The sequence below is a fragment of the Marinifilum sp. N1E240 genome, assembly GCF_009295825.1.
Taxonomy (GTDB): domain Bacteria; phylum Bacteroidota; class Bacteroidia; order Bacteroidales; family Marinifilaceae; genus Marinifilum_A; species Marinifilum_A sediminis.
Genome location: NZ_WHKF01000001.1, coordinates 708,786 through 732,990, shown reverse-complemented (window position 1 = coordinate 732,990; position 24,205 = coordinate 708,786). Strand labels below are relative to the sequence as shown.

The window sequence follows — 24,205 nt, the reverse complement described above, 5'->3', positions numbered from 1 at the left end:
CTTACATACTTTAATCTCAAAATTATGGTTACGCGCATTTTTGATTTACTCGATAATTACAGGGATAATTTCCTTGATAAAACAGATGCCTTTGCAAAAAAGGAAAATGGTGAATGGCATAGTTATTCAACAAAGCAATATCTCAACTATTCCAACTTGATGAGTTATGCTTTTTTGGACAAGAACATTTCCAAAGGAGACAAGGTAATCTCCATATCAAATAATCGTCCAGAGTGGAACTTTTTAGACATGGCTTTGGCTCAAATTGGCGCCGTTCATGTTCCTTTGTATCCAACAATCAGCCCAAAAAGCTATGATTTTATTATCAGGCATTGTGAACCCATTGCCATTTTTATCTCAGATCATCATCTTTACAAAAAGATTGCTCCATTATTGAAAGATCACCCATCTGTAAAATATGTATTTGCATTTGATAAAGTCAATTCTGCAACTCACTGGACCAAACTTCTCGATATTGGAGAAGAAGTTAAAGAAAAACAATCTGAACGCTTATTAGATCTGAAAAAGAGCATTCAACCAGATGATTTATTAACTATCATTTACACATCAGGCACAACAGGAAACCCAAAAGGAGTAATGCTATCTCACAAAAATTTCACAAGCAATGTTTTGGCATCAGCGGCACGCTTAATTTTAAATTCCAATCATAAATGTTTGAGTTTTTTACCTATCAATCATGTATATGAACGCATGGTGAATTATCAATATCAGTATAAAGGAATTAGTATTTACTATGCCGAAAGCATGGAAACTATTGGTGATAATTTAAGAGAATTAAAACCACATGGCTTCGCAACCGTTCCCCGATTATTAGAAAAAGTCTATGATAAGATTATGGCTAAGGGAAAAAGTCTTCCCTTCCTTAAAAAATCAATTTTTATGTGGGCTGTTAACCTAGGACAGAAATTTGAATTGAATGGTAGCAATGGCTGGTGGTATAGTTTCAAATTAGGCATTGCCCGCAAATTAATCTTTAGCAAATGGCAAGAAGCCCTTGGAGGAAACATCATGTTTATGTGTTCAGGAGGTGCTGCCCTACAGGTTCGATTGGAAAGATTATTTTGGGCTGCTGGAATCCCTGTTCAGGAAGGCTATGGATTAACTGAAACCTCACCTATAATTGCTGCAAACCAAAATGCTTATCCCGATGTAAAATTTGGTACAGTAGGTCCGGTTTTGGAAGGTGTAGAGGTAAAAATAGCTGAGGATGGAGAAATATTGGCACGAGGACCAAACATTATGCTCGGTTACTATAAAAATCCGGAATTAACAAAAAAAGTAATTGATGAAGATGGATGGTTTCATACCGGCGATATTGGCTGTATGGTTGAGAATCGATTCCTTAAAATCACAGATCGAAAAAAAGAAATATTCAAAACATCAGGTGGAATTTACATTGCCCCCCAGGTAATAGAGAACAAATTAAAGGAATCTCCTTTTATTGATCAGGCGATTGTTATAGGTGAATTCCGAAGATTTCCAGCGGTAATTGTATCACCCGATTTTGAATTTTTGAAAGAGTACTGTAAACGTAAAAAGCTGGAATTTGGCAGTCCTGAAAAGATCATTGAAAGTGAACGAATTCAAATGAGAATTTGGAAAGAAATTGAAAAAACCAATATTAATTTAGATAGACCTAAGAAAATTAAAACCTGCCGATTGGTACCGGATGTTTGGACTCCCGATAGCGATGAACTATCTCCTACTCTCAAGTTAAAACGTAAAGTTTTAAAAACTAAATACGATCATTTGATACAAGATATCTATGCTTATGAAGAATCGGAGTAAATCTATTCTCAATTCACACACTATAATAAATAAAATATGACTCGTAAAATAAGAAAAGTTGCAGTTTTGGGCGCAGGAGTTATGGGAGCCCAAATTGCCTGTCATTTTGCAAATGTAGGCGTAGAAGTTCTTCTTCTTGATATGCCTCCAAAAGAATTAAATGAGCATGAAAACAATGCAGGTTTGTCTCTCAGTCATCCAAAAGTTCGGAATCGAATTGTGAATGAACTGTATAACAAAACCATTAAATTAAGACCTGCACCTCTATATCTAAAAACATTTTCTGATAGAATTAACACTGGAAATTTTGAAGATGATTTACACAAAATATCCGATTGCGATTGGATAATTGAAGTGATTGTTGAAAATTTAAAAATCAAACAAGAATTTTACTCTAAAATAGAAGAATACCGAAAACCCGGTTCTTTAATTACAAGTAATACTTCCGGTATTCCCATTCAAATGTTAATTCATGAAAGATCGGAAGATTTCTCGGCTCACTTTTGTGGAACTCACTTTTTCAATCCACCACGATATTTAAAGCTATTAGAAATTATTCCATCATCTAAAACAAGTCAGGAAGTTATTGATTTTTTGACTGATTTTGGTGAACGATTCCTAGGCAAATCTGTAGTTATCTGTAAGGATACACCTACATTTATTGCCAATCGTGTTGGAGTATATTCGATGATGTCGGTTTTTCATTTAATAGATGAATTTGGTTTTTCGGTTGAAGAGATAGACAAACTCACTGGTCCAATAATCGGTCGAGCTAAATCAGCAACCTTTCGCACTTGTGATGTAGTTGGATTAGATACACTCGTTTTTGTTGCTCAAAACTTACAGAAAACATTACCAAACGATGAAGGTATTGATGTTTTTCAAATACCTGAATTCATAAAGCAAATGATGGGAAACCAATGGCTGGGAGCAAAAACCGGACAAGGATTCTACAAAAAAGTAAAGGTTGATGGAAAAAGTGAGATCAAGAGTCTTAACCTGACGAATTTTGAATATCAGGACAAACAAAAAATCAAATTTGCAGAATTCGAAGCTGCAAAAGCCGTTCCTCATCTTAACAATCGATTCAAAGTACTACTAAAGGGAAATAGTAAAGTAAATAAATTCTATCAGAAGCTATTTTTTGGATTGTTTGCCTATGTTTCTAACCGAATGCCTGAGATTAGTGATGAGCTTTATAAGATTGATGAAGCCATTTGTTCTGGTTTTGCCTGGGGAATGGGTCCATTCGAAATATGGAAAAGCATAGGAATTAAAGAATCACTCCCAATAATGGAAGCAATGGGATTTAAAGCTGCCAATTGGGTTTATAACATGGTTCAGGATGACTTAAGTTTTTATCAACTGAAAAATGGCAACAAACAATACTACGATGTTAATACAAACCAATATCAAACCATACCAGGCACAGAAAAACTCTTACTACTCAATAATCTTCGACCTTCAAACACCCTTTGGAGTAACGAAGGGGCAAGCATAATTGATTTAGGAGATGGTGTTATCAATCTTGAGTTTCATACAAAAATGAATACCATCGGTAGCGAAATCATTCAAGGAATCAATAAGGCACTGGAATTGGCAGAATTGGACCATAAAGCTCTGATTATCTCTAACGAAGGAGAAAATTTCTCTGCTGGAGCCAATATTGGTTTAGTATTTATGTTAGCCATTGAACAAGAATTTGAGGAATTAGATATGGTGGTACGTACTTTCCAAAACACCATGTTAAAACTTAAATATGCACCCGTTCCTGTAATTGCTGCACCACATGGAATGAGTTTAGGTGGAGGGTGTGAAATTTGCATGCATACCGATAAGGTAATTGCTCATGCTGAAACTTATATGGGGTTGGTGGAATTAGGAGTTGGAGTTATACCCGCTGGAGGTGGTACCAAAGAGTTTGCCTACCGACTATCAAAAGAAATAACTCCAGGTGATATCAGAACAAACCGTTTCCGTGATAAATTCTTAAGCATAGGACAAGCTAAAGTGTCGACTTCGGCATATGAAGCATTCGAATTGGGATACTTGCGCAAGGATGTTGATGAAGTAATTGTAAGTAAGAAACATCAATTGAGCTATGCGAAAAAAGCTGCTTTACTAATGGTGGAAAAAGGCTACACTCCTCCTCTACCAACCAAAGACATAACTGTATTGGGAAGTGAAGGTCTGGCTTTGGTTTATTCTGGAGCAGATGGAATGGAGGTTGGAAATTACATATCAGAATACGACAAATTGCTTTCCATTGAATTGGGTAAGGTGCTTAGTGGTGGAGAATTAAGCGAACCAACAAGAGTCTCAGAAAACTATCTGTTAAATTTAGAAAGGATGGCATTTGTAAAACTTTGCCAACAAAAGAAAACCTTGGAACGCATGCAAAGTTTACTACAAAAAGGTAAAATTCTTCGCAATTAAACTCTTTACTAACCTCAAAAAACAAGATTATGAACGCATATATAGTAGCTGCATACAGAACCGCCGTTGGTAAAGCAAAAAAAGGCAAACTTCGCCTCATCAGACCAGATGATATGGCTGCACGAGTGATTCAACATATCATGAAAAATACACCAAATTTAAGCCCTTTGATGATAGATGATGTAATTGTGGGAAATGCCACACCTGAGGCAGAGCAAGGCTTAAATATTGGAAGAATGATTGCCATAATGGGATTAGATAATATTCGTGTTCCTGGCATGACCGTGAATAGATATTGTTCCTCTGGACTAGAAACTATTGCTATTGCTGCCTCGAAAATTGAGGCTGGATTAGCAGATTGTATTTTGGCAGGTGGTGTGGAAATGATGTCGCTGATGCCAATGGGTGGTTGGCGATTGGTTCCAAATTTAGGAATTTCTAAATCGAATCCCGATTGGTATTGGAACATGGGAATCACAGCAGAAGCTCTTCAAAAAAAATTTAATATTTCTCGTACCGAACAAGATGAATTTGCATTTCACTCCCATCGTAAAGCACTGGAAGCACTTTCTCAAAACCGATTCGCCGACGAAATTGTTCCAATTACAGTTACCGAGACATTTGTAAATAGTAAAGATAAAGCTGAAAGCAAAGAGCATATTGTTGCAACTGATGAAGGACCAAGAGTTGGCACTAGCGTAGAAGGATTATCAAAACTACGACCTGTTTTTGCTCAGGGTGGTACTGTAACTGCCGGTAATTCATCACAAACCTCTGATGGTGCGGCATTTGTTTTGGTTGTATCTGAAAAGATGTTGAAACAGCTGAATGTTCAACCTATTGCTCGCTTTGTATCCTATTCTATTGCGGGTGTAGAGCCAAAACACATGGGAATTGGTCCTGTTGAAGCCATTCCAAAAGTGTTGAAACGAGCAGGAATGAAAATGAATCAGATGGAGCAAATTGAGCTAAATGAAGCATTTGCAGTTCAGGCTTTATCGGTAATGAAAGAATTGGATATGAATCCAGAAATCACCAACGTAAATGGTGGAGCCATTGCCTTAGGTCATCCCTTGGGATGCACAGGAACAAAACTTTCGGTTCAATTATTACATGAAATGAGAAAGAGAAAACAAAAGTATGGCATGGTTACCATGTGTGTTGGATCAGGACAAGGGGCTGCCGGAATTTTTGAACTTTTATAAACCGCATAAACACTTACCATATGGAAAAGATTAAAACTGTAAAAGGCGGACAATTCCTGGTAAAGGAAACAATGCCACAAGATATTTTTATTCCGGAAGAAATTTCGGAAGAGCAAAAGATGATCATGGATACCTGTAGGGATTTTCAGGAAAAAGAAATTTTCCCACTTCAGGATAGAATCGATAGCCAGGAAGAAGACTTAATGACTTCTCTAATGGATAAGGCTGGAGAACTGGGCTTACTAGGCATTTCGGTACCTGAAGAATATGGCGGGTTTGGTCAGGATATGAATACCTCAATGCTAAGCACTGAGATAATGGGAACTTACAGTTCATTTGCTGTGGCTTATGCTGCACATGTAGGTATTGGCACTTTACCAATCCTCTACTATGGCACACAGGGGCAAAAAGAAAAATACTTGCCAATGTTGGCAAGTGGCGAATATAAAGGAGCCTACTGTTTGACCGAACCAGGTTCAGGCTCTGATGCCAATTCAGGGAAAAGTAAGGTGAAACTTTCCAACGATGGATCGCATTACATTCTTAACGGACAAAAAATGTGGATTACCAACGGCGGTTTTGCAGATATTTATACCGTTTTTGCCAAAATTGATGATGACAAAAACCTGAGCGCATTTATTGTAGAGAAAAGCTTCCCGGGAATTAGTCTTGGACAAGAAGAAAAAAAAATGGGCATAAAGGGATCTTCGACCTGTATGATGTTTTTCGAAGATTGCAAGATACCATTGGGAAACCTTTTAGGAGAGCGTGGTGAAGGATTTAAAATTGCATTAAACATTCTGAATAATGGAAGGATTAAATTGGCAGCAGCTGTTTTAGGAGCTGCCAAAAAAGTAATTTCCAATTCGGTTACTTATTCCAATGAACGCATTCAATTTGGAACTGAGATTGCCAATTTTGGAGCTATTAAATACAAAATGGCAGAACAGTCTATTCGAACCTATGCAATTGAATCTGCTATTTATCGCTGCAGTAACGATGTGCAAAATACCATGCTTCATCTTATGGAAGAAGGCATGCCAAAGGAGAAAGCACTTATTCAAGCTCAAAAGGAATTTGCAGCCGAAGCTGCCATTTTGAAAGTTGCCAGTTCCGAAGCATTGGATTATGTAGTTGATGAAGGTGTTCAAATTTATGGTGGCATGGGATATTCTGCCGAAGCACCTATGGAACGTGCTTATCGCGATGCTCGTATCAACAGAATTTTTGAGGGAACCAACGAAATTAATCGTATGCTTACTGTCGACTTTCTATTAAGAAAAGCATTCAAAAATGAATTGCCATTACTAAGTGCTTCTCAAAATGTAGCTAAGGAACTGATGTCTATTCCTGATTTTGGTGAAGAGGATACCCGTTTATTAGCTCCTGAAACCAAACTTTCGTTAGGATTCAAAAAGTGTGCTTTGTTAATTTCTGGCGCTGCTGCTCAAAAGTTCATGCAGAAACTAAGCGAAGAACAGGAAATACTAATGAATATCTCTGATATCATTATAGATTGCTATCAGGCTGAATCGCTTCTGCTTCGTGTGAAAAAGTTAGTAGAAACCAAAGGTGAAGAAGCTTGCCAGGAACAAATTGCCATGTGTAAGGTTTTCTTTTACGATGCTGCCGACCGCATTCACAAAAATGCAAAAGATGCTGCCAACAGCATATCATCGGGTGATGAACTGCGCATGATGCTTTTGGGATTGAAACGCTTTACCAAACACAGCGGTTTAAACAGCAAAGAAGAACGCCGTTTGATTGCGAAGAAATTAGTTGAAGAGAATAAATATTGTTTTTAAGTTAGATTTAGGTTAGAATGTAAAGCGCCTTCTGATATAGGAGGCGTTTTTATTTTTACCAATTATCTTCTATGGCTAGTTTTTTCCTTATGCATGCGTTGATTCTAACCATAAGTGCACATCTTTTTGTCATATGTGCGCAAGTTTTAGTCATACGTGCACGAAATTGCGGTATGCGTGCACAAATTTTAGTTATCAGTGCGCACTATTACAGTACGCGTGCAAGGGTTTCAGGTATCAGTGTGTACTATTTTGCCATCAGTGCGGCGCACAAGCATTAAAAATGTTAGCAGGAATAATCAACATTTAATGGAAATAAGAGAAAATCTGGTCTGTTTACGCCAAAACTCACACCTGTTTGAGGAAATTGAACACTACGATTACAATATAGGGCGTCGTACAGCACTATTGTAAAAACAAAAACCCCACAAAGCAAAATGCCCTGTAAGGTTTTATATAGTGGGGTAAAGAATATTTACTGTTGTTCTTTGGTCTTTTTGCTCATGATTACATAGTACAGTAAAAAACCTATTGATGTGAATACAAAGAAGATTCCGTAAGGCATAGCACTATCATATTCTTTAAACATTGGATTGTACGATGACAAGACCTCCATTAGAATAAAACCCAGACCTCCGAAGAATGCTACCAATCCCCACTTTAATGCAGGATACTGATCGTATTGTACCTGCTTCTTTACTTCCACTTCCGTGTTTTGATCTAAGATTTCTGCACGTTCGAAATGACCCGTTTTAATAATTTTTCTCTTTAAAAAGTGTGAAGACAATATTTTCACAAATGTGATGATAGCGAAGAACACCACTGCAGCCATTAATAATTCACCAATATTCATATTATAATTTTTAAGTTTCTGAATGTATTTTGCTCATTAGACCAGAGTGGGTTTTAAAATGTTGCAGGTTCTTGTATTTTTTTTTTCGATCGCTTGATTTGGAATTCTGATTTAAAGTCGAATTCTCAATATAAAAACTCATACTCTAACTTCTTCTCTTTTTTATTACTTGTCAAGCATCCTTAAGGTGCTTGGCATGTTCACATTTTCGAAAGCTCATCCTTTTGCCTTAAGGAAAAAATACTTTAAGTCGGAAAGCGAAATCTCAAAAATACCTCATCCCCTAACCCCTTCTACTAAATTTTATATTACATGTCAAGCATCTTAAAGATGCTAGACATGTTGCGCTCTGTGCTTATTCAAATTTAAAAGTATAATTCGTACCCCGAACTTAAAGTCGGAGCACGAAAAACCATGTACCATTCAAAAAATACTATAACTTTAGAAATGCCTAGATAAAAGGAAATTGCATTAGGGATATCAACGGAAACCCCGCAGCTTTTTGCGAGGAGTTGAAGTGAATAGCCCGACCCGAAGGGGAATGCCCAAATAAAAATATTCAGAATTAATTGAATTTATTGCAACCTATTTAATCCAATGCTTGTCTACTCGAACAGAAGATGAAGGAAACTGAGCTGATACATCAAATTTGTAATGGCAATCCTCAAGCCTTTCGGTTTTTGGTGAAGCAGTACGAGCGCCTGGTATTTCACGTGGCTGCACGACTGTTGAACCAACAAGAAGATTTGGAGGATGTGTGTCAGGAGGTATTCGTAAAAGTACATCAGAAATTGCCTGAATTTCGAGGTGATTCGAAACTATCGACATGGATAGCAACTATTACCTACAGGGTTTCGGTAAATCATTTGAAGAAAAAAAAGTCAGGAATTGATATAGATGATAGTGAGCGTGAATTCTTGCACGAGGACATGATGACGGATGAGCATCCGCATAAAATTGCAGAGAAGCAGGAATTGAAAGTTTATGTGCGCAAAATGGTTGACAAATTGCCGGAGCAATACAAAACGGTTTTGAGTTTGTATCATTTGGAAGAGATGGGCTATAAAGAGATAGTTGAAATTACCAGATTACCTGAGGGAACGGTAAAAAACTATATTTTTAGAGCGCGTAAAATGTTGAAAGAATTAATTAGTAAAAGCGAATTGATTAAGCATTAAAAAAGACGAGTATGCATAGTAATCAAGGAGAATACAGAGAGGAAGAGTTCAATATAGAAGAATTGAACTTGATAGACAGCATGATTAAGGAAAGTCTGGAAGAGGATTTTGAAATCGATATTCCTATGGATTTTGCAGATAAGGTAACCGAGGTAGTAGAAAAACGCAAATCGATACGCGAAGCTTTGCTCAAACACTCGATGATGTGTCTTGGATTGTTTGTGATTTTTGCCTTTGTTGTTGCCTTTCTATTTTATTTTAGAACCAGCGAGGCGAATGTGCTACTCGATTTTGTGTTGAAATTTAAATACCCTATCGCTTTTGTATTGCTTATAATTACTGCAATTCAACTAGCAGACACTTTTTTACTAAGTAGAACGAAGGATCAACTGGGAGAATAATATTTATAATAGTTTGTAAAAGAAAAGAGTCTGCAAATTGATTTTGCAGACTCTTTTTGATTATTTATTTTCCTGTCCTTTCTCTTTTTTGTCATCCTGCATTGGAGGACTCACTTCCTTTTTAAAAGGAGCATCGGTTCCTTTAATTCTTTTTCCTTTGTAATCATTAGGATTAAGGAAAATTCCTGTACGTGTGATGTTGACCAAATCTGAATGGTTGTAAGTTAACACTACCATTTCATTGTTTTCCAAATCGATTAAAGTCTGACTAACATACGACTCGGTTCCCGATTGTGAAATAAAAAGCGCATGTTCAGGCACATTTACATTGGCCGGAGGCTTTACAACAGTTTGTGTCATGACACATCCGCTGAGTACTAATAATGTGACTATCCCAATTAATAATTTGTTCATAGCTATTTTGATTTTTATTCTACTTCATAAGTTGGAATTCTTCCAGGAGTCCATGGTGCTTCTTGTTTTTCCAATTCCGCTTCTACCCACTCCATATCATTTGCCAATTGATGCAATTTCTTTAAAGCTGCAGGGAATTCCTCTTTCAGAATTTCGAACTGCTCTTTTTGCGTTTGCGTCACTCCTGAAGTACTTGCCCAATGTGTTCCTACAATAGTATTAATTCGTTTAGAGATTGGAATTTGTGCAGGTGGTACCTCTTCCCAACTCGCTCTGGCTTCTACCCCATTAAACAAGAAATCAATTGCATTGATATCCTCAAACAACTGCTCCGCTTTTGCCGAAACACTTTTATCGATTCCAGGAGTATTTATTAATGCTGTTCTTATTGCTGCCAATTTAGCTTTGTACGATTCTGTTAACTGTCTGCTTCCCTGAATGGCTTTCGACATGCGAGCCACTTTTTGCTGGAAAGCCACCAATTCGCTTCTATCCTTAGCCGGAAGAGTCGTATTATTTAAGGTCACTGCGTTAAATTTAACAGGATCAGCCAATTCCTTGTATTCTCCTTTTGCTACAATACCCATTTCTACCTGGTATTCTCCTGGCATAACAAACATTCCCGAAGAAGCTTTACCAGTTGGCTTAAATTTAGTACTCTTTACCGGTCGAAGCGATGGAAATTTTAGATCCCAGTTTATTCGATTAATTCCCTTTTTAGCTTTCGTGTTAATTTTTCGAATCTCTTCCCCATCATTATCCAAAATTGTGAATACCAGATAAGGTGCCACCTCTCTTTTCTCAGCTTCCATTTCCTTCCAACTTGGTTGTGGAATGAATGCTCCATTTTTAATTAGCTCTTTTTCCTTCTTCTTTCGTTCTTGTTTCGCTGTCTTTGGCACTTCATTCAAATAATAAGTAAAAGTGGCTCCAAACTCAGGGTTTGGAGCTGTAAAATAAGTATGTCCCATACTTCCCTTTCCACCTTTTTGAATGTACATTAAGGCATCTTTTACAGGGAATAATTGAGCATCTTTTTTTATCAACTCCAAATTAACAGATCGTAACGTTGAATAATCATCTAGAATAAAGAATCCACGACCAAAACTTGCTGCTACTAAATCACCTTCACGCTCCTGAATGGTTAAATCGCGAACTGCAATGGTAGGAATACCAGCTTTTAACTGCACCCAATTTTTACCATTGTTCTTTGTGAAAAAGATACCAAATTCAGTACCTACAAATAATAAGGATGGATCGATATGATCCTGCTCAATGGTATGAACCGTTCCGTTTTCAGGTAAATTTCCTGCAATATTGGTCCAGGTATTTCCTTTATCGGTACTCTTTAAAATGTAAGGCTTAAAATCATCTCGTTTACGATTGTCGAAAGATGCAAATACAACATTCTCATTGTGCTTTGATGGCATTAAATCGCTCACGTAAGTGTATTGAGGAATGCCAGGGAAAATACCGAACTTCTTCCATGTTTTTCCAGCTTCTAAACTCACTTGAATCAATCCATCATCGGTTCCAACATACAGTAAATTCTCGTTTAATGGAGATTCTGCCATCGAAACAATTGTTCCAAATTGAGAAGTAGATACGTGCTTTTTCACTGCATCAGCACTCCAGTATTTTCCCATTACTTTAAATGAATCGCGATCTTTTCCGGTTGTTAAATCTTCACTAATCACTTCCCACGAATTTCCACGATCATCGCTACGGAATACCTTATTGGCTGCAACGTATAAACGGGTATTTTTATGAGCCGACAATATCATTGGAGCATTCCAGTTCCACTTGTAAGCTTCCTCTCCTTTTCTCTCTCTTGGCTTAATATTAATCTTCTCACCACTCTTTTTATCGTAACGGTACGAATTCCCATACTGATATTCACAATATACAATGTTCAGATTTTCAGGATCAATCTGTGCCCAAAATCCGTCACCACCTAGAATAGGGTCCCACTCTGCATTGGTTACCCCTTTTCTGCTACTATTTCTTGATGGTCCACCTAAAGTATTGTTATCCTGAGTACCACCATATACATTATAAAACGGCAATGCGTTGTCAACCTGAACACGGTAAAATTGAGTTACCGATAGGTTGGATTTGAACACATAGGTTTCGCCGGCATCAAAACTTTCGTAGATACCTCCATCGCCACCAATAATAAAGTGCATGGTATCGCTCGGGTCAATCCAAATGGCATGATCGTCAACATGACGATTTTTAAGTCCTAGACGTTTCCATGTTTTGCCACCATCTTCGGTTACATGCGAAAAGGTTTCTACAGAGTACACCTTGTCAACATCAATAGGATCACAATAAATCTCATTGTAATACTGTCCGCTACTTGCGTGATCACTCATTTTACTCCAAGACTCTCCACGGTCTGTTGATCTGAAAAAGCCACTTTTTCCTTCTGCTGCTTCTATAATTGCATAAACATAGTTGTGATTTACCGGAGAAACAGCGATTCCCATTCCCCCTTTATCAACAGAAGGCAATCCTGATTTCAATTTTCTCCAATTCTCTCCTCCATCTGTCGATTTATAGATTGCTGATTCCGGTCCACCATTAATTTTAGCATGAACATGGCGTCTTCTCTGTTCCGAGGTTGCGTACATGATATCCGGTTCTACAGGATCGATAATTACATTATTAACCCCTGTATTCTCACTAATATTCAATACTTTTTTCCAGTTCTCTCCTCCATCGGTAGTTTTATACAAACCACGCTCTCCTCCTGGTCCCCAAGCAGAACCTTCGGCTGCTACAAAAACAACATTCGAGTTTCTCGGATCAATTACAATTCCTCCAATATGACGAGATTCTTTCAAACCCATATTCTTCCAGCTTTTACCGCCATCCATAGTTTTATAAACTCCATCGCCATACCCCAAGGCACGTTGATGATTGTTTTCACCGGTTCCTGTCCAAACTACATTGCTATTATTCGGGTCCATAGTAACCACACCTATAGAGTACGATCCATACTTATCAAAAACCGGTTTCCAGGTTGTTCCATTGTTAGTCGTTTTAAAAATATTCCCACTTGAAACTGCCACATAGTATTCACTATGATTCTTTGGATTCACAGCAAAATCAGAAATTCGTCCTGAAGTTGTTGCGGGTCCAATTCCACGAAATTTTAAACCACTAACAAGACTAGAATTGATTAGGGAATCTTTTGTTATTTCTTTTGTTTTTTTCTTAGCTAAAACAGTTTGGGCAGGTAGCAATAATCCTACAAGTGTAAGAATAGCAAACCCCTGTTTCAGGCGGTTAGTAAAGGCATTCATAAGGTTGATTTTAAGATGAGTTAGCCGGACACGATAAGTGTTTCCGTATTTTATTTATGTGTATGTTCTTATACCTGATGAAATTACAAGATTCTTGTTTAATTTCCTAGCTAATAAGTATGTTATTGTTATCCATACATTAAGTCGACTTCCCTATTTCATAACGCAAAAAATCCGACTCATACTAAATCGGATTTTTGCGTATTCTCACTGGAATCACAACTTTGAATCGGCTTACCAAATGATTTTATCTTTTCTTACGACGAAGCCAAATTCTCTCTCCTACTTCTACTTCATAATTCTTTTTCACTCCATTGTACTTACACAATTTCTTCAATTTCACGCCATACTGCTGAGCAATATCATACAGGCATTCACCATCTTTTACTCTATGAAAATTGTATCCACGAGCTGCTTTTGATCGCTTATTGTGCAAGTATAATCTCTGATCAACTTGAAGAATATAATTTTTAGGAAGGTCATTGTAACGAAGCAATTTCTTTCTTTCTACACCCAAATTCTTCTCAATACTATAGAATGTATCTCCTTTTTTAGTCACAATATAATGAATTCCATTTGCCATTTCCAGGCGAGCTCCGAACGGATCGATACTCAAATCTCCATCGATATCTGCCAATTCGGTTGCATCTGGTAAATCAACAAAGAAATCTTTTCCAGCTCCTCTTTTGTCTAACTTATACAAATGCTCAGCCTCAATTATACTTATCAGTTTCTGTGGATATCTTGGATCCGTAGCATAACCAGCTTTTTTTAAGCCATGTGCCCAACGCTTGTAATCATCCGATCGATATTTAAACAGAAAAGCATAACGCGAACGAGTGGTTAAAAATTTAGAATGATCTTTATACGAATCGTAAGCTTTAGCGTACTTTCTAAAACACTCTCCTTTTTTATCATCATCAAACTTCATACTCGGACCAACCCAATCATGACACTTAATCCCAAAATGATTATTCGCCTTACGAGCCAAATCAGAATTACCATTTCGCGATTCTAGTATTCCCTGAGCCATTGTAATACTAGCAGGAATTCCCGTTCTATCCATTTCGAGAACTGCCAAATCCTTATACTTATGGATGTACTCTTTTCTGGTATAGTTTTTAGCAGACACAGCCGTTATAACTGATATCAATAGTATAGTGCTGAGAATTATCTTCTTCATAAGTTGGTAAAGTGAATCGTGTGTATAATGGGAAATCCGCAAATTTATGTATATATTAGCCGCGATTCCCTAAGCAACCATAAAAATATAACATTCCTGTTATTGATTGTTATTTCTTAACAATTTTTTATTCACAGAATATTCCGTTGATAAGCAAACGATGATATTTAAATAAATATTATCTAAACTATTGTATATTTATATAGAGTAATTAGCTCTTGGCTCGAGTTGTCTGAACTGTTAATTACCCTGCACTAAATACTTAAGCATGAAAAAAACTCAAATCATAACAACAGTATTTGAATACGATTCGATTGACGAACTTTCGAAAGAAGATCAAGTGTTGGTAAAAAATGCAAAAGAAGCAGCGCATCGTTCTTATGCACCTTACTCAAAATTTAATGTCGGTGCCGCTCTGCAATTGGCAAATGGTGAAATTGTACAAGGAAACAATCAGGAAAATTCTGCTTATCCTTCAGGATTGTGTGCTGAGCGAGTAGCTGTATTTTATGCCAATGCAAAATTTCCTGATGTTGCGGTTAAGGCAATTGCAATAACATCGAGAACCAATGGCAGTTTTCTGGATACTCCTGTTCCTCCTTGCGGGTCGTGCCGTCAAGTTTTACTCGAAACTGAAGACAGATACAACCAGCCAATAAAAGTGATTCTTTGTGGTGAAAAGAAAATTCGAATTGTAGAAAACATTAAAGAACTACTACCCTTATATTTTGAAAAGGGAATGTTAAACGAATAAAAAAAGGATGCCAATTGGCATCCTTTTTTTATATCTATGCAATAACCATAGTTTCCAATTCTCTCCACAAATTGTCTTTTTGTGGTACTGGAGCGGTTATTTTTATTGGCTCTTGCTTTACAGGGTGTATAAATGAAATTTCACGAGCGTGTAATCCAATTCCACCACCTGTTTTAGAACGTGGAGCTCCGTATTTTAAATCACCACGAATAGGCATACCTACTCTTGAAAGCTGTGCTCTAATTTGGTGATGACGCCCCGTATGCAATTTAACCTCAAGCAAGAAATACTTCTGCGATCGTGTTAATAACTTGTAGTCCAAAGTTGCTTCTTTTGCACCTTTCTTCTGCTTATCGAAAACATTGGTGCGATTCTTCTCCTGATTCTTTAACAAGTAATGAGTTAAAGTTTCCTCTTCAATCCTAGGACAAGTTTGAACAATCGCCCAATAGATTTTATTCATAGCCTCGCCCTTCTGCTGAAACATATCGTTAAGACGAGTTAATGCCTTACTTGTTTTTGCAAACAGAACCACACCACTAACTGGTCTGTCAATTCTATGAGGAACACCTAAATAAACATCACCTGGTTTATTGTACTTTTTCTTGATATAGGCTTTCACCCTTTCGCTTAAAGGTTCATCTCCCGATTTATCTCCCTGTACAATATCACCACATCGCTTGTTTATTGCAATCAAATGATTGTCTTCGTATAATATTTCTAATTTTTCTCTTGCCATCTTCTATTTTGTCATTAGTAACCAGTCAATGGTTGACTTATCAACTTTACACTTATTACTTTGAACTTTAATATTGTTCTCTTTCGTTAGGGAAATCCTTCGATTTCACATCTCCTATATAGGTTTCTACAGCTCCCTTAATCTCTGCAAATAAATTGTGATATCTTCTTAAGAATCGTGGTGAAAACTCTTGTGTAATTCCCAACATATCATGAATTACCAACACTTGTCCATCAACACCATTTCCAGCACCAATACCAATAATAGGAATAGAAACACTTTCAGCAACCTTCTTCGCTAAACCTGCAGGAATCTTTTCCAAAACAATTGCAAAACAACCTGCTTCTTCTAGCAATTTAGCATCTTCCAATAATTTCTGAGCTTCCTCTTCTTCTTTTGCACGAACGGCATAAGTTCCAAATTTATGGATAGACTGAGGAGTTAAGCCTAAATGTCCCATTACAGGAATTCCTGCTGACAGAATACGAGAAACCGATTCTAAAACTTCACTACCACCTTCCAATTTCACAGCATCGGCACTTGTTTCCTTCATTATTCGAATAGAAGAATACAAGGCTTCTTTCGAATTTCCCTGATATGTTCCGAAAGGAAGATCAACCACAACCAAAGCTCTTTGCACTGCTCTTACAACAGATGCTCCATGATAAATCATGTGATCCAAAGTAATTGGCAAAGTTGTTTCGTGTCCTGCCATTACGTTTGAAGCCGAATCTCCAACAAGAATAACATCTATTCCTGCTTTATCAACAATACTTGCCATTGAAAAATCATAGGAAGTAAGCATGGAGATTTTTTCTCCTTTCAATTTCATTTCTGAGAGCACATGTGTGGTTACTCTCTTGACCGATTCTTTGTGAATTGACATTTCTATAAAATTTTGGACAATAGTAAAGTAAGGATCAAATTGTCCCAACTACTTTAAATTAATATGCAAAGGTATAAAATAAGGTAAAAGCAACAAGACAAAAGAATAAAGGAAACAAGGAGTAAATGAATGAGGAATTAATAATTCGTCATTTATAATTAACAATTAAACTTTCTGTCTTTTTGTCAGCAATTCTGTCAGGTTTTAGGATGATCTTTCAGCAATCAGTGTCAGATTTGCACACCAAACAGCAATTTTTCGAATGGCACAGGCTTTGATTACTACCTGTCGGATTTGAAAATGATCCATCAATTAACTGAATAAAATAAGAACATTAAATAAATACTGAAATGGGTAAAATTATTGGAATCGACTTAGGAACTACCAACTCTTGTGTATCTGTAATGGAAGGTAACGAGCCTGTAGTAATTCCTAACAGTGAAGGAAAAAGAACAACTCCATCAATTGTTGGTTTTGTTGAAGGTGGTGAAAGAAAAGTTGGAGATCCTGCAAAACGTCAGGCAATTACAAATCCAACTAAAACCATCTACTCTATTAAGAGATTTATGGGTGAAAGCCACGACAAAGTAGCAAAAGAAATTGGACGTGTTCCTTACAAAGTAATCAAAGGCGATAACAACACACCACGTGTTGAGATCGACGATCGTAAATATTCTCCACAAGAAATTTCAGCAATGACACTTCAGAAAATGAAGAAAACAGCTGAAGATTATCTTGGACAAGAAGTAACTGAAGCTGTTATTACTGTTCCTGCTTACTTTAACGATGCACAGCGTCAAGCAACTAAAGAAGCTGGTGAAATTGCTGGTTTAGATGTGAAACGTATTATCAACGAGCCTACTGCTGCTTCTTTGGCTTATGGTCTTGATAAAAAAGATCAAGACATGCAAATTGCAGTATTCGATCTTGGTGGTGGTACTTTCGATATCTCAGTTCTTGAATTGGGTGACGGTGTATTCGAAGTAAAATCAACCAATGGTGATACTCACCTTGGTGGTGATGATTTCGACCAGGTAATTATCGATTGGTTGGCTGACGAATTCAAAAAAGATGAAGGAATCGACTTACGTCAGGATCCTATGGCTCTTCAGCGTTTGAAAGAAGCTGCTGAAAAAGCAAAAGTTGAGCTTTCTAGTTCTACTAGCACAGAAATCAACTTGCCATATATCATGCCTGTAAATGGCATTCCTAAGCACCTTGTTAGATCTCTTTCTCGTGCACAATTCGAGCAATTGGCTGATAGCTTAATTCAAGCTGTAATCGAGCCATGTAGAACAGCTCTTAAAGATGCTGGTATTTCTACTTCTGAAATTGACGAAGTAATCTTAGTTGGTGGTTCTACTCGTATCCCGGCTATTCAGAATAAAGTTCAGGAATTCTTTGGTAAAACTCCATCAAAAGGTGTTAATCCTGATGAAGTAGTAGCGATTGGTGCTGCAATTCAAGGTGGTGTATTAACTGGTGAAGTAAAAGACGTTCTTCTTTTAGATGTTACTCCTCTATCATTAGGTATTGAAACTATGGGAAGTGTAATGACTAAATTAATTGAGTCGAATACTACTATTCCTACTAAGAAAACTGAAACTTTTACAACTGCTGCTGATAACCAACCATCTGTAGAGATTCACATTCTTCAGGGAGAAAGACCAATGGCTTCAGGAAACAAGACAATCGGTCGTTTCCACTTAGATAGTATTCCACCAGCACCACGTGGTATTCCACAAATCGAAGTTACTTTCGATATCGATGCGAATGGTATTTTGAACGTATCTGCAAAAGATAAAGGAACTGGTAAAGAGCAAAACATTCGTATCGAAGCATCTTCAGGTTTATCTGATGCTGAAATCGAAAGAATGCGTGAAGAAGCTAAGGCTAACGAAGAAGCAGATAACAAGGCAAAAGAAAGAATCGATACTTTGAACAAAGCTGACGGAATGATTTTCCAAACCGAAAAGCAGTTGAAAGAGATTGGTGATAAATTACCAGCTGATAAGAAACAGCCTATTGAAGATGCTTTGAACAAATTGAAAGAAGCTCATAAAGCTCAGGATGTAGACGCATGTAATGCAGCTATTGAAGAGTTGAACACTGTATTCCAGGCAGCTTCTCAAGAAATGTACAACGCTCAGGCGCAAGATCCTCAAGCAGGTGGTCAGGCAGGTCCTGATGCTGGAGCTCAGGCAGGTGGTCAGGCTAAGTCTGATGACGAAGTAACTGATGTTGACTTTGAAGAAGTGAAGTAATTTAACTTCTATTAGATATTAAAAAGGCGATCGAAAAATTTTCGATCGCCTTTTTTGTAATTATCCTAATTAATGAAACTTACGCTACCGTATCGGGTGCAGAATGCATCCAAAAAGTTTTCACCTTCATTTTAATGTAATTCAATTCGTACTCTACACATTTCATCGGATCGTCTTTTCGATATAAGCTCTGCCCAATCTCCAAAATATCTTGCATGGTTGCCCAAAGATGATTCAAAATTCTAAAAACTTCCTCTTTTAGCAATCCTCTTGAATTCAACAATCGGTTCAATTCTATTCTATCCAATTTCAAAACCTGATATATGGATTGAATTCCATCGATGATAGATTGTGCAATGTCCTGATTTTGATGTGGCATATTCGCCTCTAATTGTTGTACTAAATTAGGGACAATTGAAAGTATAGAACTCAAATTTTTCTTCTCTATTATTTCAACTATATAATCGAATTGCTTTATTCTTGAAACAGGAAAATAGTCCTGAGTCTCCAATATTAAGGTATTTAAACTTTGAATTTTCCCAAAAACACCAATCCTTATGTTTTGGATTTTCATCCCCTCCGGACCACAACAAACTATCTCTTTTGCTTTTTGTATTTGTTCGGTAAAACGAGCCTTGAAAACATCGTCGAATACAGGATAAACTTTCTGAAAATCCTTAATATCTCTGGAGAAACTTTCGGAGATAAACTTTGCCGCAATCGGCATTTCATCGAAATTAAAAGGAAAATCCATTGTTTCCATAGAACCAAATTTATTAGTTATGCTTATATTTTTTCAATTTTATTAATTCTCTCTTTTCAATAAAGAGAAAAATTCTGCGGTAATTTATCGGAAGTTCTTCACCTAAAACTCCTTTTAACTCAGCAACTAAAACAAACATAATTGCATCATTTCATACAATTCCCGATTCATAAAATACGAAATATCAATACGATCCAAAAAATATACCAACTGATATACAACATATTTTAAAACTAAAGTGCTTATAAGCCTTGATTTTTATAGGAAAAGGACAATGATTTTTTTATCGCCTGCTTTCTTTTATTAGTTTTGTATAGACTCAATCGAAATAGTAAATTCTATTTCTCTAAATTGAATAAATCACACAAAATGATAAAAAAAATAATTCTAATTGCTCTTCTTGCATTTCCTATAATATCTATAGCTCAAAGCCTTAATCAAACCGATAATAACGGTAACAAACAAGGAGTTTGGGAAAAACAATATCCAAACGGTAAAACCAGGTATAAAGGAACTTTTAAGGATAACTATCCTATAGGCGAAATGAAACGATTTCATGAAAATGGGGTTCTTAAAGCTATCTTATTATTCTCAGAAAATGGAAAAAAAGCCAAAACAAGTTTGTACAATGAATCCAATCAACTAACTGCCAAAGGAAATTTTATCAATTCGAAAAAAGATAGTATTTGGAATTACTTTGATAAAAAAGGAACTGTACGAGCAAGCGAAACCTACAAGCAAGGAGTAAAACAGGGAGAAAGTTTCATTTGGTTTAAGAATGGTCAAATTTCAGAGCAAATCAGTTTTGAAAAAGGCAAAAAACATGGACTTTGGAAAAGATATTTCGAGAATGGAGAGTGCTATCTTGAAGCTATGTATGAAAACGGAATGCTAAATGGTGGCTTTCAAGCTCATTATCCTAATGGAATAATTGAATTTGGAGGTGTGTATGTAAACAACCAAAAAGTAGGTAAATGGGAACATTATTCCGAAAAAGGAGATCTTCTTTTTACTGTAGAATACAAAAATGGGATTGCAATCAACCAAGAAAAATTGGATCAACAGCAGCAAATGAAGTTAAAGCAAATGGAGGCTCAAAAAGATAAACTCATGAATGAAGATCCTGAACGATTTAAAAATGATCCTGATGCTTTTCTTCGCAATCAAATGAGACGTTAAACTTCCAATATCTATCAAATGAGTCCAAAAGGAATCAGTCTATTCAATCTTAACAATCAAATCAAAAACATTTTAAATGATGCTTTCGATTCTGAGATTTGGATTGTTGCGGAAATAAGTGAACTTAGATACAATCAGAATGGACATTGCTATTTGGAGCTAATTGAAAAGGATGAAGATTCGGATCAGATACTAGCCAAAGCGAGAGCTACAATTTGGTCCTACACATTTAGAATGCTTAAACCTTATTTTGAAACCAGCACCGGACAGAGATTTTCTTCGGGCATTAAGGTTTTGGTGAAGGTTAAAATCGAGTTTCAGGAAATTTACGGCTACACACTAAATATTAAGGATATTGATCCAAGCTACACTCTTGGTGACATTGCAAGAAAACGAAAAGAGATTTTAGCTCGCTTGGAACAAGAAGGCGTGTTAGAAATGAATAAGGAGATTGCTTTTCCGGAAATCCCAAAAACAATTGCAGTAATTTCCTCGCCAACAGCAGCTGGTTACGAAGATTTCACAGATCAATTGGAAAATAACACCTCAGACTATTTCTTTCACTACAAGCTTTTTCCAGCAATTATGCAAGGAAATAAAGCTGAAGAATCGATTATTGAAGCACTGGACAAAATTAATGAATATGAACACCTGTTTGATGCAGTAGTAATTATTCGTGGTGGTGGATCGCAAGCCGATTTAAATTGTTTTGATAATTATTGGTTGGCTTTTAATATTGCTCAGTTTCCCTTGCCTGTGATATCAGGGATTGGACACGAACGAGATGAAACTATAGTTGATATTGTAGCAAATGTTAGGGTAAAAACGCCAACTGCAGCTGCAGAATTTTTAATCGATTGCTTTGATGAACGTCAGGCATATCATGAAAATTTGCAGGATGAATTTCTGGCATCGATAAATGAAATTTTACTTAGTGCATCTGAAAACTTACACTATTTAAGCAACCAATTTTCTCCCAATGTCAAGAGAATTTTAGAACGTAAATCGAATCAATTGCTACTAGCGAATGAAAAACTATTGAGTTCTACCAAGCAACTAACAAAAGGTCAGGATTATCGTTTGCAAAAATTCACCAACAAGCTACAATTTGCTAGCGAACAGCAATTGAGTTTGGAAAATCAGAAAGTGGATAACTTAAAGAGCAAAATTGGTATTCGAGTGGGAAGATTATTGGAAAATCAAGAACATCAAATATCACTGTTCCAGCAATCTGTTAAATATCTAAATCCTGAGAATATCTTGCAAAAAGGTTATACCTTGAGTTTGAAAAATGGTAAAATCATTAAGGATATTAAATCAATTTCGGAAAAAGATATCATTGAAACCAGGTTTAAAGATGGTTCCATAGAGAGTGAAGTAGTAAAGATTAAATCAAAAAAATAAACACGAAAATGGCAAAAAAGAAAATCAGCTATAAAGACGCAATTAACGAAATAGAAGAAACCATTGCACTTATCGAAAATGAAGAATTGGATGTGGATGATTTATCTGAAAAGGTAAAACGTGTTTCGGAATTATTGGTAATTTGCAAAACAAAACTTACCAATACAGAAAAAGAAGTTGAGAAAATCTTAACTGAAATGGATGAATAAACTATTTCTCATATTGGTTTTTATCTGCTTCGGAATTTCGTGTTCGTCTCAAAAATCAAATTCGAACAAAATTCAGAATATTTTAAACGAATTTGCTACTGATTCTTGCTTTAAAGCTGCCAGCATTGGTATTGTAATCGCCAACACTGAGGACGAATCAGAACTGGCTTCCTTAAACAGGAATATGGTTCTCACACCTGCCTCATCGCAAAAATTAATTACTACAGCCACAGCACTTGAAGTCTTAAGTAATGATTTTCGTTTTAAAACCAGCATTGTTACGGATGGTACAATTGAATCTGGAATTGTAAAAGGCAACTTAATAGTGAAAGGATTTGGTGATCCTAGTTTGAATTCGAAATATTTTAAGGAAAGACAAGATGTGTGCAAAACCATTGTACAGAAACTAAGAAAGCGTAAGATTAGAAAAATTCAAGGCAAAATAATCGTCGACACGGATTATTTTCAATCGAGCATTCCATCCACCTGGATATGGGAAGACATCGGAAATTACTATGGTGCAGTTCCTCATTCTTTAAGTTACAAGGATAACATGTATACCCTGTTTTTTAATTCAGGAAAGGCAGGTAGTCCTACCAAAATAGATAGAATTGTTCCGGAAAAAACTGGTTTGAAGTTTGAAAATGAAGTGGTAAGTTCCACCATAAACCGAGACTTGGCTTATATTTTTGGTGGCAATACCAATACTCAAAGAAGAATTGAAGGAAGTATTCCTCAGAACCGACAGAAATTTGCTGTTAAAGGAGCACTTCAATCGCCCGAAATATCTTTTTTACACGATTTAAAGCATGAATTGAGTACATCAAATATTCTTGTGAACAATTCTGAAATTAAAGCCTTAAAACGAAGAGAATTGTTTTCTATTCATTCTCCAAAGCTTGAGGAAATTGTTTACTGGACAAATCAAAAAAGTGTAAATCTTTTTGCCGATCACCTGCTTTTTGAAATAGCAAAACAAAAGAATGAAAAAGCAAATTGGAAAAATGGTGTAAATGCCATCAAAGATTTTTGGAACGAACACGGCATTAAATCTAACTATCAATCCTTATACGATGGTAGTGGATTGTCTCATTTTAACGCCATTTCTGCTAGCTATTTCAATCAAATTCTTCTTTACATGCATAGTAGCGCTAACCAAGAGGCATTTTTATCTTCTTTACCTATTGCAGGTAAATCGGGCACATTAAAATCATTTGGGAAAAACACGGCTATAGAATTGAATTGGAAAGCAAAAACAGGGTCTATGACTGGTATTAGAAGTTATTGCGGGTATTTAAAAAACTCAAAAGGAGAAGTTTATACCGTAAGTATCCTACTCAACAACTACAACTGCTCTAACTCTAAATTAAATAATAAAGTACTAAACCTTTTAATTAAAGTATATAATTCTTAAA

General features: G+C 36.4%; 19 protein-coding genes. 12 read left to right on the top strand and 7 right to left on the bottom strand.

Translation table 11 applies throughout. The features are described from left to right. Positions 1-24 precede the first annotated feature (24 nt). The 4 genes from GCQ56_RS03155 to GCQ56_RS03140 are packed head-to-tail and all read left to right on the top strand — an operon-like array spanning position 25 to position 7,255. Positions 25-1,809, top strand: a complete 1,785-nt coding sequence (locus tag GCQ56_RS03155) for a long-chain fatty acid--CoA ligase (RefSeq protein WP_152732933.1) — start codon at positions 25-27, stop codon at positions 1,807-1,809. A 36-nt stretch (positions 1,810-1,845) separates the two neighbouring features. Then, the gene (locus tag GCQ56_RS03150; RefSeq protein WP_152732932.1) at positions 1,846-4,245 is read left to right on the top strand and encodes a 3-hydroxyacyl-CoA dehydrogenase/enoyl-CoA hydratase family protein; all 2,400 of its coding nucleotides are present in this window, start codon (positions 1,846-1,848) and stop codon (positions 4,243-4,245) included. A gap of 29 nt (positions 4,246-4,274) precedes the next feature. Further along, the gene (locus GCQ56_RS03145) at positions 4,275-5,450 is read left to right on the top strand and encodes an acetyl-CoA C-acyltransferase (RefSeq protein WP_152732931.1); all 1,176 of its coding nucleotides are present in this window, start codon (positions 4,275-4,277) and stop codon (positions 5,448-5,450) included. Positions 5,451-5,470: 20 nt separating this feature from the next. Continuing rightward, positions 5,471-7,255 carry an acyl-CoA dehydrogenase family protein gene (locus tag GCQ56_RS03140; RefSeq protein WP_152732930.1) on the top strand — a complete coding sequence of 595 codons (1,785 nt, stop codon included), beginning with the start codon at positions 5,471-5,473 and terminating at the stop codon, positions 7,253-7,255. A 475-nt stretch (positions 7,256-7,730) separates the two neighbouring features. Here the strand turns inward: GCQ56_RS03140 and GCQ56_RS03135 are convergent, their stop codons facing one another. Beyond that, positions 7,731-8,108 (bottom strand): DUF6249 domain-containing protein, encoded by a 378-nt coding sequence (locus GCQ56_RS03135; RefSeq protein ID WP_152732929.1) that lies wholly within the window; start codon positions 8,106-8,108, stop codon positions 7,731-7,733. Between the two features lie 620 nt (positions 8,109-8,728). Here GCQ56_RS03135 and GCQ56_RS03130 point away from each other — a divergent pair. Further along, entirely contained in the window at positions 8,729-9,286 is a 558-nt protein-coding gene (locus GCQ56_RS03130) for an RNA polymerase sigma factor (RefSeq protein WP_152732928.1), read from the top strand. An 11-nt stretch (positions 9,287-9,297) separates the two neighbouring features. After that, positions 9,298-9,687 (top strand): hypothetical protein, encoded by a 390-nt coding sequence (locus GCQ56_RS03125; protein WP_152732927.1) that lies wholly within the window; start codon positions 9,298-9,300, stop codon positions 9,685-9,687. 60 nt (positions 9,688-9,747) lie between these two features. Here the strand turns inward: GCQ56_RS03125 and GCQ56_RS03120 are convergent, their stop codons facing one another. The 3 genes from GCQ56_RS03120 to GCQ56_RS03110 form a co-directional block, all read right to left on the bottom strand. Further along, complete coding sequence (locus tag GCQ56_RS03120; protein WP_152732926.1) at positions 9,748-10,101, bottom strand: hypothetical protein; 354 nt, start codon at positions 10,099-10,101, stop codon at positions 9,748-9,750. Positions 10,102-10,115: 14 nt separating this feature from the next. Next, positions 10,116-13,409, bottom strand: coding sequence for a VPS10 domain-containing protein (locus tag GCQ56_RS03115; protein ID WP_152732925.1), 3,294 nt, complete (start codon positions 13,407-13,409; stop codon positions 10,116-10,118). Positions 13,410-13,656: 247 nt separating this feature from the next. Beyond that, on the bottom strand, positions 13,657-14,592 hold the full coding sequence (locus GCQ56_RS03110; protein ID WP_152732924.1) for a glucosaminidase domain-containing protein: 936 nt from the start codon (positions 14,590-14,592) through the stop codon (positions 13,657-13,659). 268 nt (positions 14,593-14,860) lie between these two features. On the opposite strand from GCQ56_RS03110, the gene GCQ56_RS03105 reads away from it, so the two are divergent. Further along, complete coding sequence (locus GCQ56_RS03105) at positions 14,861-15,346, top strand: cytidine deaminase (RefSeq protein ID WP_152732923.1); 486 nt, start codon at positions 14,861-14,863, stop codon at positions 15,344-15,346. 34 nt (positions 15,347-15,380) lie between these two features. Here GCQ56_RS03105 and GCQ56_RS03100 read toward each other — a convergent pair whose 3' ends face one another. Continuing rightward, complete coding sequence (locus tag GCQ56_RS03100) at positions 15,381-16,085, bottom strand: RluA family pseudouridine synthase (protein ID WP_152732922.1); 705 nt, start codon at positions 16,083-16,085, stop codon at positions 15,381-15,383. Between the two features lie 67 nt (positions 16,086-16,152). Then, positions 16,153-16,971, bottom strand: coding sequence for a 3-methyl-2-oxobutanoate hydroxymethyltransferase (gene panB, locus GCQ56_RS03095; RefSeq protein ID WP_152732921.1), 819 nt, complete (start codon positions 16,969-16,971; stop codon positions 16,153-16,155). Positions 16,972-17,321: 350 nt separating this feature from the next. On the opposite strand from panB, the gene dnaK reads away from it, so the two are divergent. After that, positions 17,322-19,235 carry a molecular chaperone DnaK gene (gene dnaK, locus GCQ56_RS03090; protein WP_152732920.1) on the top strand — a complete coding sequence of 638 codons (1,914 nt, stop codon included), beginning with the start codon at positions 17,322-17,324 and terminating at the stop codon, positions 19,233-19,235. Positions 19,236-19,314: 79 nt separating this feature from the next. Here the strand turns inward: dnaK and GCQ56_RS03085 are convergent, their stop codons facing one another. Continuing rightward, the gene (locus GCQ56_RS03085; RefSeq protein ID WP_152732919.1) at positions 19,315-19,998 is read right to left on the bottom strand and encodes a hypothetical protein; all 684 of its coding nucleotides are present in this window, start codon (positions 19,996-19,998) and stop codon (positions 19,315-19,317) included. Between the two features lie 369 nt (positions 19,999-20,367). On the opposite strand from GCQ56_RS03085, the gene GCQ56_RS03080 reads away from it, so the two are divergent. Genes GCQ56_RS03080 through dacB form a run of 4 tightly spaced genes read left to right on the top strand, consistent with a single transcriptional unit; the run spans position 20,368 to position 24,204 of the window. Beyond that, positions 20,368-21,177, top strand: coding sequence for a toxin-antitoxin system YwqK family antitoxin (locus tag GCQ56_RS03080; protein WP_152732918.1), 810 nt, complete (start codon positions 20,368-20,370; stop codon positions 21,175-21,177). 18 nt (positions 21,178-21,195) lie between these two features. After that, positions 21,196-22,581: an exodeoxyribonuclease VII large subunit gene (xseA, locus tag GCQ56_RS03075; RefSeq protein WP_152732917.1), complete on the top strand. Its 1,386-nt coding sequence runs from the start codon at positions 21,196-21,198 to the stop codon at positions 22,579-22,581. Positions 22,582-22,589: 8 nt separating this feature from the next. Then, a complete protein-coding gene (gene xseB, locus GCQ56_RS03070; protein WP_152732916.1) occupies positions 22,590-22,790 on the top strand; it encodes an exodeoxyribonuclease VII small subunit in 201 nt (66 codons plus the stop codon). Continuing rightward, entirely contained in the window at positions 22,783-24,204 is a 1,422-nt protein-coding gene (dacB, locus tag GCQ56_RS03065; RefSeq protein ID WP_152732915.1) for a D-alanyl-D-alanine carboxypeptidase/D-alanyl-D-alanine-endopeptidase, read from the top strand. Before xseB ends, dacB begins: the two co-directional genes overlap by 8 nt. Position 24,205: the final 1 nt, after the last annotated feature.